This is a genomic window from Pseudomonas sp. LBUM1668 (assembly GCF_059695715.1).
The window spans coordinates 5,355,001-5,371,043 of record NZ_CP166787.1; the positions used below are offsets into that span (position 1 = coordinate 5,355,001).

The 16,043-nt window shown below is 57.4% G+C and carries 18 protein-coding genes; 9 read left to right on the forward strand and 9 right to left on the reverse strand.

All coding sequences use genetic code 11. The features are described from left to right. Window positions 1-9: 9 nt before the first annotated feature. Window positions 10-1,209, reverse strand: a complete 1,200-nt coding sequence (tyrS, locus tag ACA061_RS24180) for a tyrosine--tRNA ligase (protein ID WP_150617716.1) — start codon at window positions 1,207-1,209, stop codon at window positions 10-12. A gap of 212 nt (window positions 1,210-1,421) precedes the next feature. Between tyrS and ACA061_RS24185 the strand changes: the two genes are divergently transcribed. Both ACA061_RS24185 and ACA061_RS24190 read left to right on the forward strand, forming a co-directional pair. Further along, a complete protein-coding gene (locus ACA061_RS24185; protein WP_497300159.1) occupies window positions 1,422-2,846 on the forward strand; it encodes a peptidoglycan DD-metalloendopeptidase family protein in 1,425 nt (474 codons plus the stop codon). Window positions 2,847-2,849: 3 nt separating this feature from the next. Then, window positions 2,850-3,944 (forward strand): anhydro-N-acetylmuramic acid kinase, encoded by a 1,095-nt coding sequence (locus tag ACA061_RS24190; protein WP_497300160.1) that lies wholly within the window; start codon window positions 2,850-2,852, stop codon window positions 3,942-3,944. A gap of 75 nt (window positions 3,945-4,019) precedes the next feature. Here the strand turns inward: ACA061_RS24190 and erpA are convergent, their stop codons facing one another. After that, window positions 4,020-4,370: an iron-sulfur cluster insertion protein ErpA gene (erpA, locus tag ACA061_RS24195; protein ID WP_042561358.1), complete on the reverse strand. Its 351-nt coding sequence runs from the start codon at window positions 4,368-4,370 to the stop codon at window positions 4,020-4,022. Between the two features lie 168 nt (window positions 4,371-4,538). Further along, window positions 4,539-5,573 carry an N-acetyl-gamma-glutamyl-phosphate reductase gene (gene argC / locus ACA061_RS24200; protein ID WP_042561359.1) on the reverse strand — a complete coding sequence of 345 codons (1,035 nt, stop codon included), beginning with the start codon at window positions 5,571-5,573 and terminating at the stop codon, window positions 4,539-4,541. Between the two features lie 135 nt (window positions 5,574-5,708). On the opposite strand from argC, the gene hemJ reads away from it, so the two are divergent. The 6 genes from hemJ to coq7 all read left to right on the forward strand — a co-directional run bounded on the left by hemJ (window position 5,709) and on the right by coq7 (window position 10,235). Then, window positions 5,709-6,137: a protoporphyrinogen oxidase HemJ gene (hemJ, locus tag ACA061_RS24205; protein WP_150601813.1), complete on the forward strand. Its 429-nt coding sequence runs from the start codon at window positions 5,709-5,711 to the stop codon at window positions 6,135-6,137. A 33-nt stretch (window positions 6,138-6,170) separates the two neighbouring features. After that, a complete protein-coding gene (locus ACA061_RS24210; RefSeq protein ID WP_497300161.1) occupies window positions 6,171-7,139 on the forward strand; it encodes an NAD(P)H-dependent flavin oxidoreductase in 969 nt (322 codons plus the stop codon). A gap of 79 nt (window positions 7,140-7,218) precedes the next feature. Beyond that, window positions 7,219-8,169 (forward strand): DUF805 domain-containing protein, encoded by a 951-nt coding sequence (locus tag ACA061_RS24215; protein ID WP_210553558.1) that lies wholly within the window; start codon window positions 7,219-7,221, stop codon window positions 8,167-8,169. 61 nt (window positions 8,170-8,230) lie between these two features. Continuing rightward, entirely contained in the window at window positions 8,231-9,019 is a 789-nt protein-coding gene (locus tag ACA061_RS24220) for an SDR family NAD(P)-dependent oxidoreductase (protein ID WP_210553557.1), read from the forward strand. Between the two features lie 80 nt (window positions 9,020-9,099). Next, on the forward strand, window positions 9,100-9,438 hold the full coding sequence (locus ACA061_RS24225) for a histidine triad nucleotide-binding protein (RefSeq protein ID WP_122594836.1): 339 nt from the start codon (window positions 9,100-9,102) through the stop codon (window positions 9,436-9,438). A 149-nt stretch (window positions 9,439-9,587) separates the two neighbouring features. After that, window positions 9,588-10,235: a 2-polyprenyl-3-methyl-6-methoxy-1,4-benzoquinone monooxygenase gene (coq7, locus tag ACA061_RS24230; RefSeq protein ID WP_047303750.1), complete on the forward strand. Its 648-nt coding sequence runs from the start codon at window positions 9,588-9,590 to the stop codon at window positions 10,233-10,235. Window positions 10,236-10,346: 111 nt separating this feature from the next. Here coq7 and speD read toward each other — a convergent pair whose 3' ends face one another. Beyond that, complete coding sequence (gene speD, locus ACA061_RS24235) at window positions 10,347-11,141, reverse strand: adenosylmethionine decarboxylase (RefSeq protein WP_210700467.1); 795 nt, start codon at window positions 11,139-11,141, stop codon at window positions 10,347-10,349. 237 nt (window positions 11,142-11,378) lie between these two features. After that, a complete protein-coding gene (locus tag ACA061_RS24240; RefSeq protein ID WP_003228794.1) occupies window positions 11,379-11,801 on the reverse strand; it encodes an OsmC family protein in 423 nt (140 codons plus the stop codon). 236 nt (window positions 11,802-12,037) lie between these two features. Between ACA061_RS24240 and crp the strand changes: the two genes are divergently transcribed. Beyond that, window positions 12,038-12,682 (forward strand): cAMP-activated global transcriptional regulator CRP, encoded by a 645-nt coding sequence (gene crp / locus ACA061_RS24245; protein WP_150601818.1) that lies wholly within the window; start codon window positions 12,038-12,040, stop codon window positions 12,680-12,682. A 9-nt stretch (window positions 12,683-12,691) separates the two neighbouring features. Here the strand turns inward: crp and ACA061_RS24250 are convergent, their stop codons facing one another. The 4 genes from ACA061_RS24250 to ACA061_RS24265 form a co-directional block, all read right to left on the reverse strand. Further along, the gene (locus tag ACA061_RS24250) at window positions 12,692-13,390 is read right to left on the reverse strand and encodes a lipoate--protein ligase family protein (RefSeq protein ID WP_411959653.1); all 699 of its coding nucleotides are present in this window, start codon (window positions 13,388-13,390) and stop codon (window positions 12,692-12,694) included. Between the two features lie 136 nt (window positions 13,391-13,526). Next, window positions 13,527-14,363, reverse strand: coding sequence for an indole-3-glycerol phosphate synthase TrpC (gene trpC / locus ACA061_RS24255; protein ID WP_150601820.1), 837 nt, complete (start codon window positions 14,361-14,363; stop codon window positions 13,527-13,529). Beyond that, entirely contained in the window at window positions 14,360-15,409 is a 1,050-nt protein-coding gene (trpD, locus tag ACA061_RS24260) for an anthranilate phosphoribosyltransferase (protein ID WP_150601821.1), read from the reverse strand. The genes trpC and trpD overlap by 4 nt, the downstream gene beginning before the upstream one ends. 9 nt (window positions 15,410-15,418) lie before the next feature. Continuing rightward, a complete protein-coding gene (locus tag ACA061_RS24265; protein ID WP_150593733.1) occupies window positions 15,419-16,012 on the reverse strand; it encodes an aminodeoxychorismate/anthranilate synthase component II in 594 nt (197 codons plus the stop codon). Window positions 16,013-16,043 lie beyond the last annotated feature (31 nt).

Consider the following 16,043-nt stretch of genomic DNA (forward strand, 5'->3'; position numbering starts at 1 on the left):
TTTTCGATTTTATTCAGATTTCAGCGTGATACGTGCAAAAGCCTTCTTGCCAGCCTGGCAAACGTGGGTCGCACCCACTACATATATAAAGGAGCGATCAACGACCTCACCATCTATGCGTACACCGCCGGACGCCAGAAGATCACGCGCCGCCGCCGAGTTCTTCACCAGACCAGCCTTATTAAGGACGGCGGCAATCGGCATATCTTCAGCAGAAGCCAGTTCGATCTCCGGCAGGTCATCCGGGAGCTCGCCATCCTTCATACGATTACCCGCCGCGCGGTGAGCGTTCGCTGCAGCCTCTTCGCCATGGAAGCGCGCAACGATCTCTTCAGCCAGCTTGATTTTCACATCACGCGGATTGACGCCTGCTTCTACATCAGCACGCAACGCATTGATCTCGTCCATCGAGCGGAAGCTGAGCAATTCGAAGTAACGCCACATCAACGCATCCGGAATCGATACGAGCTTGCTGTACATGACGCCCGGCGCTTCCTGAATACCGACGTAGTTGCCCAGTGACTTGGACATCTTCTTCACGCCATCGAGGCCTTCGAGCAGAGGCATCGTCAGAATGCACTGAGCTTCCTGACCATAACCACGCTGCAGCTCACGCCCCATCAGCAAGTTGAACTTCTGATCGGTACCGCCCAACTCAACGTCCGCACGCAGAGCGACCGAGTCATACCCCTGAACCAGCGGATAGAGAAACTCGTGAATAGCGATTGGCTGGTTGGTGGTGTAACGCTTGTCGAAGTCATCGCGCTCAAGCATGCGCGCGACGGTGTACTGCGAAGTCAGACGAATGAAGTCCGCCGGCCCCATCTGATCCATCCAGGTGGAGTTGAAAGCAACTTCGGTTTTTGCCGGATCGAGAATTTTGAACACCTGAGTTTTATAAGTCTCGGCGTTTTCCAAGACCTGCTCACGGGTCAACGGCGGACGAGTGGCGCTCTTGCCGCTCGGATCACCGATCATCCCGGTGAAGTCCCCTATAAGGAAGATCACCTGATGCCCCAGCTCCTGGAACTGACGCAGCTTATTAATAAGCACGGTATGACCCAAGTGCAGATCCGGAGCGGTTGGATCAAAACCAGCCTTGATACGCAGCGGTTGGCCGCGCTTGAGCTTCTCGATCAGCTCGGACTCGACCAACAGTTCTTCCGCACCACGTTTTATCAGCGCTAGCTGCTCTTCAACCGACTTCATAACAGACCCGCAAGGCTCAGATTCAAAGGGAACCAACCATACAAGATCGCGCACCAATTACAAGTTTTGCCCGGCGCACGGACACCAATCCACAGACGCGATGTCTGTAGACTTGCTTCAGAGATGATTTGGTTATATTTTATACAGTTATTTCATCTTCATCATGTCATTCATCTTTTCCAATTCATCACTTTTCAAAGTCAAAATTACCTATGACCACCGAACCGTCTAAAGCGCCGCCGCTTTACCCGAAGACCCACCTGCTCGCTGCAAGTGGAATCGCCGCCCTTCTCAGCCTGGCGCTCCTGGTATTTCCCTCCAGTGATGTAGAAGCCAAAAAGACAACCCTGAGCCTTGAACTGGAAAGTCCTGCTGAACAACTGACACAAGATCAAGACGCTGCAGACGCCGCTCAAGCCACAAATGAGCCTGTGGCCTCGCCGTTCGCCCAAATCGAAAACAGTGAAGAAAACACACCACAAACCGCTGAAGCGGCGCCCGCCCCGGCTCCGATCGCTGAAAAACCACAAGCCCCTGGCCATCGAGAAGTAGTTGTCGCAAAAGGCGATACGCTATCGACCCTGTTCGAAAAGGTCGGTTTGCCTGCAACCGCTGTGCATGACGTTCTGGCCAGCGACAAACAAGCCAAACAGTTCAGCCAGCTCAAGCGCGGCCAGAAACTCGAGTTCGAACTCAATCCTGAAGGTCAACTGACAAGCCTGCACAGCAAAGTCAACGACGTTGAAACCATCACCCTGACCAAGAATGACAAGGGCTTCACCTTCAACCGGATTACTACAAAACCTACCGTTCGCACCGCCTACGCTCACGGTGTAATCAACAGTTCGCTATCGCAATCCGCCGCTCGCGCCGGGCTTTCCCATAGCATGACCATGGATATGGCCAGTGTCTTCGGCTACGACGTTGACTTCGCTCAGGACATTCGCCAGGGCGATGAATTCGATGTGATCTACGAACAGAAAGTGGTCAACGGTAAAGCTGTCGGCACCGGCCCCATCCTGTCAGCACGCTTCACCAACCGCGGCAAGACCTACACCGCTGTGCGTTACACCAACAAACAGGGTAATAGCAGCTACTACACTGCCGATGGCAACAGCATGCGCAAGGCGTTCATCCGCACTCCGGTGGACTTCGCCCGCATCAGTTCCAAGTTCTCCATGGGCCGCAAGCACCCGATCCTGAACAAGATCCGCGCCCACAAAGGCGTCGACTACGCAGCCCCGCGCGGCACGCCGATCAAGGCTGCCGGTGACGGCAAAGTGCTGCTGGCCGGCCGCCGCGGTGGCTACGGCAATACTGTAATCATTCAACACGGCAATACTTACCGTACGCTTTACGGCCACATGCAAGGCTTCGCCAAAGGTGTGAAGACCGGCGGCAGCGTCAAGCAGGGCCAAGTGATCGGCTATATCGGCACGACCGGCCTGTCGACCGGCCCGCACTTGCACTATGAGTTCCAGGTCAATGGCGTTCACGTCGACCCTCTGGGCCAGAAGCTGCCAATGGCCGATCCAATCGCCAAAGCCGAACGCGCCCGCTTCCTGGCGCAGAGCCAACCACTGATGGCGCGCATGAACCAAGAGAAGGCCACCATGCTGGCTTCGAGCAAGCGTTAAGCCATGGCTCTCTATATCGGTGTGATGTCCGGAACCAGTCTCGACGGGCTGGACATCGCCCTGATCGAGCAAACCACGGCGATCAAACTGATCGCCACGCACTACATTCCCATGCCTGAATCCCTGCGCGCCGAGCTGCTTGGCTTGTGCGCAAGCGGCCCCGACGAGATCGCTCGCTCGGCGATTGCCCAGCAAAAATGGGTAAGGCTCGCGGCACAGGGCATCCATGCCCTCCTCGGCCAGCAACAACTCAAACCTGAAGCTATCCGTGCGATCGGCAGCCATGGCCAGACTATTCGCCACGAGCCAGCGCGCGGTTTCACCGTACAGATTGGTAACCCTGCCCTGCTGACAGAACTGACGGGTATCACGGTGGTCAGTGACTTCCGCAGCCGCGACGTCGCTGCCGGCGGTCAAGGTGCGCCTCTGGTGCCAGCCTTCCATGAAGCTTTGTTCGAAGAGCGTACCGGCAATCAGGCTGTCTTGAATGTCGGCGGTTTCAGCAATCTGAGTCTGATTGAGCCGACCAAGCCTGTAGCCGGTTTCGACTGCGGGCCTGGGAATGTTCTGATGGACGCCTGGATTCAGCAGCAGCGTGGCGATAACTATGATCGCAACGGCCAGTGGGCAGCCTCCGGATCTGTTGAGCCAACCCTATTGAAAGCATTGCTCAGCGATCCGTTCTTCGTGACCAAAGGCCCGAAAAGTACTGGCCGGGAAGTGTTCAACCTGCCCTGGCTGGAACAACACCTTGCAAGCCTGCAGGCGTACCCAGCTGAAAACGTACAGGCAACGTTACTCGAACTGACTGCGCTGACCATTATTGAGTCGCTGAAAAGCGCTCAATCGGATACCCGCGAACTGCTGGTCTGCGGTGGCGGCGCACACAACGCGACACTGATGAATCGTCTTGCCGAGTTGCTGCCAAAAAACGCGAAAGTCGCCAGCACCGCCACTCATGGCGTAGATCCTGACTGGGTAGAAGCCATGGCTTTCGCCTGGCTGGCTCATTGCTGCCTCGAAGGCATCGCCACCAACCGCCCGAGCGTCACCGGCGCCAAAGGCCTGCGTGTACTTGGTGCCATCTACCCCAACTGAGCAAAACGCCGGCAATAAAAAACGCCGCAGAACCGTAAGGCTCTGCGGCGTTTTATCGTGTGCAGCGAAGTGCGATCAGATCGAAAACGACGAGCCGCAACCACAAGTCGTGGAAGCATTCGGGTTCTTGATCACGAAGCGAGAACCTTCCAGACCTTCCTGGTAGTCCACCTCCGCACCGGCCAAGTACTGGAAGCTCATCGGATCAACCACCAGACTTACGCCTTCGCGCTCGACAATGGTGTCGTCCTCGGCAACATCTTCATCGAAGGTGAAACCGTATTGAAACCCTGAACAACCGCCGCCCGTAACGAATACGCGCAGCTTCAAGCGATCATTCCCCTCTTCATCGACCAGGCTCTTCACCTTGTGCGCAGCACCTTGGGTGAATTGCAAAGCCGTGGGGGTGAAGGATTCGACGCTCATGCTGACTATCTCCCGGCGTTACGCCGCCATAATGCGTGATGACGCGCATTATCCGCTTGTCCGAGAAAATCGGTCAACTATTGTTACGGTATATCAATAAAGCCGACGAGCTGTTCAGAATGCAAAAAGGCCCGTTCAACGGGCCTTTTTGCTGTGCGACTTAAAATGTTACGGCAGCATACCGGCGTGAGACAAGCCGAAACGCTCATCCAGCCCGAACAGGATGTTCATGTTCTGTACCGCCTGCCCCGAGGCGCCTTTGACCAGATTGTCGATCACCGACAACACCACCACCAGATCGCCATCCTGTGGACGGTGAACCGCGATGCGGCAGACGTTGGCGCCACGCACGCTGCGAGTCTCCGGATGGCTGCCAGCCGGCATGACATCGACGAACGGTTCGTTGGCATAACGCTTTTCAAACAGCGCCTGCAGATCAACCGAGCGATCAACCACTGTCGCGTAAAGCGTGGAGTGAATCCCACGGATCATCGGAGTCAGGTGCGGCACGAAGGTCAGACCAACATCCTTGCCCGCGGCACGACGCAAACCCTGGCGAATTTCCGGCAGATGACGGTGACCTTTCACCGCATAAGCCTTCATGCTTTCCGACGTCTCGGAGTACAAAGAACCTACAGCCGCGCCGCGACCGGCACCGCTGACACCGGATTTGCAGTCGGCAATCAAACGCGAGGTGTCGGCCAGACCTGCTTCAAGCAGCGGCAGAAAACCCAATTGCGTAGCCGTCGGATAGCACCCTGGCACTGCGATCAAACGGGCTTTCCTGATTTGCTCACGATTGACTTCCGGCAGACCGTAGACCGCCTCATCCAGCAACTCTGGTGCGCCGTGCGGCTGACCGTACCACTTGGCCCATTCCTCAGCGTCTTGCAGACGGAAGTCTGCCGACAGATCGATGACCTTCGTGCCTGCCGCCAGCAGCTCACCCGCCAGAGCGTGAGCGACACCGTGCGGCGTGGCGAAGAACACCACGTCGCAAGCGCCGAGGGTTTTGATGTCCGGCACGCTGAAGGCCAAGCCGTCGTAATGACCGCGCAGGTTCGGGTACATATCAGCCACGGCCAGACCGGCCTCGGATCGGGAAGTGATGACTGCCACTTCTGCCTGCGGATGCTGTGCCAACAGACGCAGCAGTTCGACACCGGTGTAACCCGTGCCGCCGACGATACCGACCTTGACCATAAACCTGCCCTCAACGAACCCACTGGAAAGCCGTCGATAATAGGGGCCGCGCGCGCCTGCGACAACCGTCAAGGTGACGTGCGGACGCTCAAGCCTCTACTATCCAGGCTACCGTGAACCTGGGAATAACTAAAAATGCTCTATCTGTGGATCAAAGCGTTTCATATCGTCAGCCTCGTGTGCTGGTTTGCCGGGCTGTTCTACCTGCCGCGGCTGTTCGTTTATCACGCACAGAGTGAAGACACGATCAGCAAAGAACGCTTCAGCGTCATGGAGCGCAAGCTCTATCGCGGCATCATGGGCCCGGCGATGATCGCCACGCTGATCTTCGGTGGCTGGCTGATCTACCTCAACCCGAGCATCTTCAGCATGGGTGGCTGGATTCACGCCAAGCTGACCCTTGTCGTCTTGCTCATCGGCTACCACCACATGTGCGGCGCGCAGGTAAAACGTTTTGCCCGTGGCGAGAACACCCGCAGCCATGTCTTTTATCGCTGGTTCAATGAAGTGCCGGTTCTGATATTGCTGGCTATCGTAATTCTGGTGGTGGTCAAGCCGTTCTAACTTCAACCAGTACAAATCTTTGGGGTGTTCCTAATGTCGCTGCCCGTTCTGCTCGAACAACGTCTGCGCTTGCCTGTAGTGGTGGCGCCGATGTTCCTGATTTCCAACCCGGAACTGGTACTGGCCTGCTGCCGTAATGGCGTGGTCGGCAGCTTCCCGGCGCTGAACCAGCGCGAAAGCAGCGGGTTCAAAGCCTGGCTGGAGCAGATCGAGGCGGGCCTGGCGACACTGGACAATCCGGCGCCGTATGCGGTGAACCTGATCGTTCACAACAGCAACCCGCGCTTGCAGGCGGACCTGGCTATTTGCGTCGAACATAAAGTGCCGATCGTCATCACCAGCCTCGGCGCGGTGAAAGAGTTAGTCGACGCGGTGCACAGTTATGGAGGCTTGGTCTTCCATGATGTAACCACTCGCCGCCATGCCGAGAAAGCCGCCGAGGCTGGCGTCGATGGTTTGATTGCCGTCGCAGCCGGCGCCGGGGGCCATGCAGGTACGTGGAGTCCATTTGCGCTGATCGCCGAGATCCGTCAGTTCTTCGACAAAACGCTATTGCTTGCAGGATGTTTGAACCATGGCCATGAGATTCTGGCCGCTCAATTGCTCGGTGCGGATTTGGCCTACTTCGGTACGCGATTTATCGGCACCACCGAAAGTCATGCGCCTGACGCCTACAAGGAGATGCTGCTGACAGCCAAAGCAGCCGACATCATTCATACTCCAGCGGTGTCGGGGGTGCCGGCCAGCTTCATGCGCCAAAGCCTCGAGGCTGCGGGTTTCGACCTGGCGGCGCTGCAAGGCAAAGGCGAAGTCAATTTCGGTGACAAGCTCAAGCCGATCAGCGATGAAGCCAAAGCCTGGAAGACTGTCTGGTCTGCCGGTCAGGGTGTCGGGCAGATTGATGATCTGCCCAGCGTGGATCAGTTGATCACCCGCCTCGACACTGAATACCGGCAGGCTCAGGAACGTGCCGCGCAGTTGCCGCAACGCTGGCCGCGCTAAGAAAAAATCAGGCCAGTCGCTAGCGGACTGGCTTTACACTGACGACCTTTCAATCTATCGCGACAAGGATGCCTCGGCCATGAGCGACCCCCGTTACAAGATCGTTTTCGATGGAGCTCTACAGCCCGGTGTCGATATCACCACCGCCAAGCTTAATCTCGCAGATCTATTCAAAAGCGAAGTGGCCAGCATTGAGCGGCTGTTCAACGGCAGCACCGTGGCACTCAAGCGCGATCTGTCTCACAGCGAAGCGCAGACCTATCTGCAAGCATTGAACAAAACCGGGATCGACGCCCGGATCGAAGCCGAAACAGCCATCGAGCTGAACCTCTCGGACGTACGCGAACAATCCGCTGCCGTGGCAGAGCCCATTTCGCCTTATGCGCCACCGCGGGCCAGCGTCGGTGAAACCTTCGCAGGGTTTGCACCGCTCAAACCGCTTGGTGTGGAAGGCCGGATCGGTCGTTTGCGCTTCTTGGCCTGGACGATGGTCGTGACATTGGTAAGCCTGCCGATCATCAGCATTTTCGCGCTGATTGCCGTGGGACTGGTCAGCACAGAATCCACCAGCGGACTGATCATCGGCGGCATCGTCGCGCTCTTTCTGGGTTTGGCGCTTATCGTCATCAGCATTTTCTTCACCGTGCAACGCCTGCACGATATCGGTTGGTCCGGCTGGCTGTGGTTGCTGACCCTGGTCCCATTCGTGGGCAGCATCTTTCCTTTTGTACTCATGGTCGTGCCGGGCAATACCGGTGCCAACCGATACGGGCCACCACCTCCGCCCAACAACACAGCAGTCAAGGTTTTGAGTGCACTGTGGATCGTCTTTATCGGGTTGTTTTTCTTGGGCGGGATACTCGGCGGGATTTCGGCCATCCAGCAGGAATACGAAACCAGCCTCGAAAGCAGCTACGACAGCGGCTCGATGACCACCGATGAAGTTGAAGTAGAGGTCGAACCGGCAGCGAATTCCAGCGACGAAGCAGCCGAAGCGGCGCAGGCCCCTGTAGACTCTGCGGAAGAATGAACAGCGCTCCCCGCCGTGACACCCGCGTCGCTGGCGCGGAGCTGTTGCGATGGAGAACTGCATGACCCGTTACGCTCTGATCACTGGCGCCTCCAGCGGCATCGGCCTGGCCATGGCCGAAGCGCTGGCCCGGCGCGGCCGCAGCCTGATTCTGGTGGCACGACAGCGTGATCAGCTGGAAAGTATTGCAATCGAACTGACCCAGCGCTTCGGCGTCGAGGTCCTGTTCCGTGCCTGCGATCTGGGCGAACCGCTGCGCCTGTCCGGCTTCTTGCTGGAGCTGGAAGAAGGTGACCGGCAAATCGACCTGTTGGTGAACTGCGCCGGCATCGGTACTTGCGGCCCTTTCCTGGCTCAGGACTGGATGACCGAGCAGGACCTGATCGAAGTAAACATCCTCGCCCTCACCCGCCTGTGCCATGCGATTGGCAACAGCATGGCGCTGCAGGGTGGCGGACAGATTCTCAACGTTGCCTCCGTGGCGGCGTTCAATCCTGGCCCGTGGATGAGCACCTATTACGCCAGCAAGGCTTATGTGCTGCACTTCTCCGAAGCATTGCGAGTTGAGCTCAAGCAAAGCGCGGTGAAAGTTTCGGTGCTCTGCCCAGGCCCGACCCGCACGGCTTTTTTCAGCACTGCGCAGTTGAACAGTGACAAACTCAAAGACAGCAAAATGCTGATGAGCCCCGAAGAAGTCGCGCTCTATACCGTTCGCGCGCTGGAGAAAAATCGCGCGATCATCATTCCGGGTCGGCGCAACCGCTGGGTCGCGTTTTTACCGCGACTGGGTTCGCGCTGGCTGAACCGCACCATCGTCGGCATGGTCAACAAGGCCTACTGCCCGCGCTGATCTGTCCTACGGCAAAACACTGGGCGGGTTCAGTCCCCATGAGTACACTCAGACCAGCCCAAACAACGGAGAAAACAGCAGTGGATACTCTGTTCACCAAGATCATCAACCGGGAAATCCCGGCCAACATCATCTACGAGGACGACCAGGTTCTGGCCTTCCACGATATCGCCCCTCAGGCACCGGTGCATTTTCTGGTGATCCCGAAAAAACCGGTGCGCACCCTCAATGACCTGACCGAAGACGACAAGGCACTGGCCGGGCATATCCTGTTTACCGCGCAACGTCTGGCACTGGAACTGGGCTGTGAAGAGGGTTTCCGGGTCGTCATGAACTGCAATGAAAAGGGTGGGCAGACCGTCTACCACATTCATATGCACGTACTCGGACAACGCCAGATGAACTGGCCGCCGGGCTGATCCAGCGCGACCTGTGTAGGAGCTGCCGATGGCTCGGGCCGCTCCTACATGAAGCGTCATCAAGCATGAACAGCCACAAATGACCCAGCGCAAACCTTCTCCGGCCGATTCGGTTAAACTGGCCGCCGAGATTCTTCCCGGAGGTCAGCATGACTACCCAACGTCACTACTCGCCGATTGACCGTCTTCTGCTGCAAGCCGATGCCGCGATGCGTACCTTGCTGCCCTTCAGCGGCCAGCCGTACCGTCCGTCACCGGCGATTCTGCAGCCGGAAACCCAGATGAGCGACGAAGACACCCGCCACGTCGCCGGGCTGATGCGCATCAACCACACCGGCGAAGTCTGTGCCCAGGCGCTGTATCAGGGACAGGCGCTGACCGCCAAGCTGCCACAAGTGCGCAAGGCCATGGAGCATGCGGCCGAAGAAGAGATTGACCATCTGGTCTGGTGCGAACAGCGTATTCACCAGTTGGGCAGTCATACCAGCGTGCTTAATCCGCTGTTCTATGGCATGTCGTTCGGGATTGGCGCTGTGGCCGGTCTGATCAGCGACAAGGTCAGCCTCGGGTTTGTTGCGGCGACCGAGCATCAGGTATGCAAGCACTTGAACGAGCACCTGGAGCAACTGCCAGTCGAGGACGAAAAATCCCGGGCGATCCTTGAACAGATGCGCATTGATGAAGAGCATCATGCCGAGAGTGCGCTGGATGCGGGTGGTTTCCGGTTTCCGGCACCGGTGAAGTTCGGGATGAGTCTGTTGGCCAAGGTGATGACCAAGAGTACTTATCGGATCTGAAGTTTGCATCGTCGGACAGGGACTTATCGCTGGCAAGCCGGCTCCCACAGGGTCCTGTAGCGAAACAAAAAAAAGGCGACCGAAAGGTCGCCTTTTTTGTGCCTGAAACTCTTACGTCGGCATGTTGCGCGCGTAGAAGATTTCCAGCATCTCGTGTTTCACACGATCAGTCACCTGGGCACGTTGCTCGGACGACAGATTGCTGGTGGCGTCGCCGAACAGGTAGTTGTCCAGTTCGAAGTTCTTCAGCAGCATTTTGGTGTGGAACAGGTTTTCCTGGTACACGTTCACGTCGGTCATCTGATACGCGTCGCGAGTGTCTTGGGAAAGGTAGTTCTGGATCGAATTGATCTCGTGGTCGATGAAGTGCTTGTTGCCCTCAACGTCACGGGTGAAGCCGCGCACACGGTAATCCACGGTCACGATGTCCGAATCGAACTGGTGAATGAGGAAATTGAGCGCTTTAAGCGGTGAAATGACACCACAGGTCGACACATCGATGTCTACACGGAAAGTCGCAATACCGGCATCCGGGTGTATTTCCGGATAGGTATGCACCGTGATGTGACTCTTGTCGAGGTGGGCCAGGATAATTTCGGGCAACGGACCTGGCGATTCTTCGATCTGGCTTTCAGTCGGGGTCACCGGCTCTTCCGAGATCAGAATTGTGACACTGGCACCCTGAGGCTCATAGTTCTGACTCGCAATGTTCAGAATGTTGGCACCAATGATTTCTACAACTTCCGTGAGGATCTGCGTCAGACGTTCGGCGTTGTACTCTTGATTGATGTACTCGACGTACGCCTGCTGGTCTTGCGGGGTTTCCGCATAGCAGATGTCATAGATGTTGAAGCTCAAGGTCTTTGTCAGGTTATTGAACCCGTGGAGCTTGAGTTTGCTTTTCACCGTTAAAAACTCTCTATGTATGCGGCACAGCCGCGTGATCAAGCATGCCCGTCAAATGCGAACAACGCACCTGCGTAGGACCGTTAACACCTCTTCGCTATGGCGATTTTGGTTATCTGTTCAGGCGGATGACCCGTCGGCTGACCGGTCACTGCCCTGAAAAAAGTGGCGCATTATGCAGACGTCAGTGGGGGATCGCCAGAGTCTGCACTGCCTTTATGATAGTTGAATGTCGCTTCAACCGAGTTCGACGATTTCGTAATCGTGGGTGATCGCCACGCCAGCCGCGCCAAGCATGATCGAAGCCGAGCAATACTTCTCGGCAGACAGTTCGATGGCGCGTTTGACCTGGGCTTCTTTTAGCCCACGGCCCTTGACCACAAAGTGCATGTGGATCTTGGTGAACACCTTCGGGTCTTCGGTCGCACGCTCGGCTTCGAGGAAGGCTTCACAGCTTTCAACGGCCTGGCGGGACTTCTTCAGAATGCTGACCACGTCGAAGTTGCTGCAACCGCCGACACCCAGCAGGAGCATCTCCATCGGGCGGACACCCAGATTACGACCACCGGCGTCCGGCGGACCGTCCATGACCACGACATGACCGCTACCGGATTCGCCGAGGAACATGGCTTCGCCAGCCCATTGGATGCGTGCCTTCATCGCCCAGACTCCACTGTAAAAAAAGGGTCGCCAGCTTAGCACAGGGGATTGCCCTGACAGCGAGCAGCATTCCTAGGACGAATGCTCCAACTGTGTAGGTAATTTCTCGAATTTGCGACGAAGTGTCTGGTAAGCTGGCGCCAATTCGCTGGCGCCCATGCCAGCTGTGTAGCGACCGCCTTCAGCGCCTCATAAAAAAATCAAACATCACCGTGCAGTCTTTTCGGGATACAACCATGGTTGCTATTACCCCCACACCCAAAATCAAGAACCTCGACAAGCTGCTGATGCATTGTCAGCGTCGTCGTCATGCAGCCAAGAGCAACATCATCTGCGCCGGCGACCGTTCGGATACGTTGTACTTCATCATCAAGGGTTCGGTGACGATCCTGATCGAAGACGACGACGGTCGCGAGATGATCATCGCTTACCTCAACGCCGGGGACTTCTTCGGTGAATTGGGCCTGTTCGAACAGGCTGGCCAGGAACAGCAACGCAGCGCCTGGGTGCGGGCCAAGGTCGAATGCGAAGTTGCGGAAATCAGTTACGTGAAATTCCGTGAATTGTCGCAGCAGGATCCAGACATTCTTTACGTGCTCAGCGGACAAATCGCACAACGCTTGCGCAACACCACGCGCAAGGTCGGCGATCTGGCGTTCTTCGACGTGACCGGTCGTGTCGCCCGTTGCCTGCTGGAACTGTGCAAACAGCCGGACGCGATGACCCATCCCGACGGCATGCAGATCAAGGTGACGCGTCAGGAAATCGGGCGAATTGTCGGCTGCTCGCGAGAGATGGTCGGTCGCGTGCTCAAGGATCTTGAGGAACGCAACCTGGTCGACGTGAAAGGCAAGACCATGGTGGTCTTCGGTACGCGGTAAGCTCGAAACTCAGGCGCTGTACATCTGCGCCAGCATCAATCGAAACAGCTCATCAAGACGCGCCAATGCCTGTGGCGCGTTGAATTTTTCATGCAGGGCAATGTGGCTTTGCGCACGTACCCGCTGCTCGAGGCCACAAGCTTCGTTGAAGCGATTGACCGCCGCCACCATCGATTCGCGCTCGTCATCCATCAACATCGCACCGTGCACCAGACCCACCGGACGCTGCCCCCCCTGACTCTGACGCCAGCGTTGGGCGGTGCCGACCATTTTGCGGCCGTCGAGATTGACGTTGAAGCGACCATCGCAGAACGCCCCATCAATTTCACCCAGTGACGACGTACCGCCCAACTCATCCAGCAACTGACAAATCGGATCGCAAAGACGCCGGTAGCCCGTTTCGATGCGATTCAGATCGCCTTCGCTGCGCGGTGGTGCGTAGACCAGCGCGATGTTGATGGTCGAGGCTGATTGCGGGACAGGTTCACCGCCCGTCTCGCGAAGGAGTACTGGCCAGCCGGCGGCGGCGGAGACTTCGCAGGCGTGATCGAAACCGGGTAGACGATTGAGGCGGCGAGGCATGACCAGGGCGCGGTCATTGGGCTGCCAGAATAGAAGGCCGAACTCTGAGTCGCCGGCACAGACTGAGGCGAGCAAGTCTTGTTCGGCCTGGAGGCCCGCTTCGATGGTGAGGGAGGTTGGAGTCATCAAGTTATCCGCCAGACAGTTCAATCTGTAGAGTTTCTAATGACGGCATCGCGAGCAGGCTCACTCCTACAGGGGAACGCATTCCAAGTGTAGGAGTGAGCCTGCTCGCGATGCCGTCAACTCGGTCTAACGGTAGTCAGTCGAGGGTCGAACCGCTGATTGCGACACCGCGCTCTGGGAAGAACAGACGCTGCAATTCAGTGCCCGGGCTTTCCGCACGCATAAATGCCTCGCCCACCAGGAACGCATACACGTCGCTGATTTCCATCAACTCGACATCGGCACGATTGAGGATGCCGCTCTCGGTGATCACCAGACGATCGCGCGGAATACGCGGCAACAGATCGAGGGTGGTTTCCAGGCTGACGTCGAAGGTATGCAGGTTGCGGTTGTTGACGCCGACCAGTGGCGTGTCGAGTGTTTTCAACGCGCGCTCCAGTTCATCACCGTCGTGCACTTCCACCAGCACATCGAGACCGACGCCTTTGGCCACCGCAGCCAGTTCGGCCATTTTCACATCGTCCAGCGCGGAGACGATCAGCAGCACACAGTCGGCGCCCAGCGCACGGGCTTCGACGATCTGGTACGGATCGATCATGAAGTCCTTGCGGATTACCGGCAACTTGCACGCGGCGCGCGCCTGTTGCAGATAAGCGTCGGCGCCTTGGAAGTAATCGATGTCGGTCAGCACAGAAAGACAGGTCGCCCCGCCCTTCTCGTAGCTTTTGGCGATGTCGGCCGGAACGAAGTTCTCACGGATCACGCCTTTGCTCGGCGAAGCCTTCTTGATTTCGGCAATGACCGCTGGTTGTTTCTTCTTGGCCTGCGCCAGCAATGCCTGGGCAAAACCGCGTGGTGCATCGGCCGCCTTGGCCAGACTTTCCAGCTCGCTCAGGCTCACGCGGGCGCTACGCTCGGCGACTTCCTGAACTTTGCGGGCCAGAATGTTTTCCAGAACCGTCGGTACACTCATCCTTCATTCTCCACTCTGAATACCGCGGTAAAGGCACCCAGCTCCTCGAGTTTCTCCCGAGCGAGGCCGGTATGCAGGGCGTCGTGCGCAAGCTCCACGCCCTGTTTCAAACTGCTGGCGACGTCGGCGGCGTAGAGCGCTGCACCGGCGTTGAGCACAATCATTTCAGCGGCTTTCTGGCCGTTTTCGGTTTTGCGCTTGCCCAGTGCATCGCGGATCAGCGCCAGCGACGCTTCCGGGCCGTCGACCGACAAGCCGTGCAGGCTCTGGCTCTTCATGCCCAGATCTTCCGGCTCGACCCAATATTCGGTGATTTCGTTGTTTTTCAGCTCGGCGACATAAGTCGGCGCGGCGAGACTGAACTCGTCCAGACCGTCCTTTGAATGCACCACCAGCACATGCTTACTGCCCAGACGTTGCAATACTTCGGCCAGAGGCCGGCACAAGGCCTGAGTGAACACGCCCACCACCTGATGTTTCACACCGGCCGGATTCGTAAGCGGGCCGAGCATGTTGAACAGCGTACGCAGGCCGAGATCGCGGCGCGGGCCGGCGGCGTACTTCATGGCTTTGTGATGGGTCTGGGCAAACATGAAACCGATGCCGACGTTGTCGATGCAACGGGCGACTTGAACCGGCGTCAGGTTGAGATAGATGCCGGCCGCTTCAAGCAAATCGGCGCTGCCGCTCTTGCCCGATACCGCGCGATTACCGTGCTTGGCTACGGTGCAACCGGCAGCGGCAACCACAAAGGAAGAAGCAGTGGATACGTTGAAAATGTTGGCGCCGTCACCACCGGTGCCAACCACGTCGACCACGCCGTCGAGTGTTTTCAGTTCGACTTGATCGGCCAGCTCACGCATGACCGACACGGCGCCAACGATTTCGTCGATGCTCTCGCTCTTCATGCGCATGGCCATCATGAACGCGCCGATCTGTGCGTCGCTGCATTGGCCGGTCATGATTTCGCGCATCACATCGCGCATTTCATCGGTGCTGAGGTCGAGGTGCTCGACGATACGGCTCAGGGCTGTCTTGATATTCATGGGAAGTCCTTAGCGCGTGCCGCCGGTTTGTTTGAGGAAGTTGGCAAACAGTTCATGGCCTTGTTCAGTCAGGATCGACTCGGGGTGAAACTGTACGCCCTCAATGTTCAGGGTCTTGTGACGCAGGCCCATGATTTCGTCGACCGATCCGTCATCGTGTTGCGTCCACGCGGTCAGTTCCAGGCAATCGGGCAAAGTATCGTGCTTGACGATCAGAGAGTGGTAGCGGGTGACTGTCAGCGGATGATTCAGGCCGGCGAAAACGCCCTTGTCCTCGTGGAATACCGGACTAGTCTTACCGTGCATTACCTGACGGGCGCGCACCACGTCACCGCCGTAGGCCTGACCGATGGACTGGTGGCCGAGGCAGACGCCAAGAATCGGCAGCTTGCCAGCGAAGTGCTTGATAGCCTCGATGGAAATACCGGCTTCGGTCGGCGTGCAAGGGCCGGGAGACACCACGATGCGCTCGGGGTTGAGCGCTTCGATTTCGGCGATGGTCAATTCGTCGTTGCGCACGACTTTGACTTCGGCACCCAGCTCGCCGAGGTACTGCACAACGTTGTAAGTAAAGGAGTCGTAGTTGTCGATCATCAGCAACATGGCGTTTCGAACCTCTTTGAATTCTGACTTG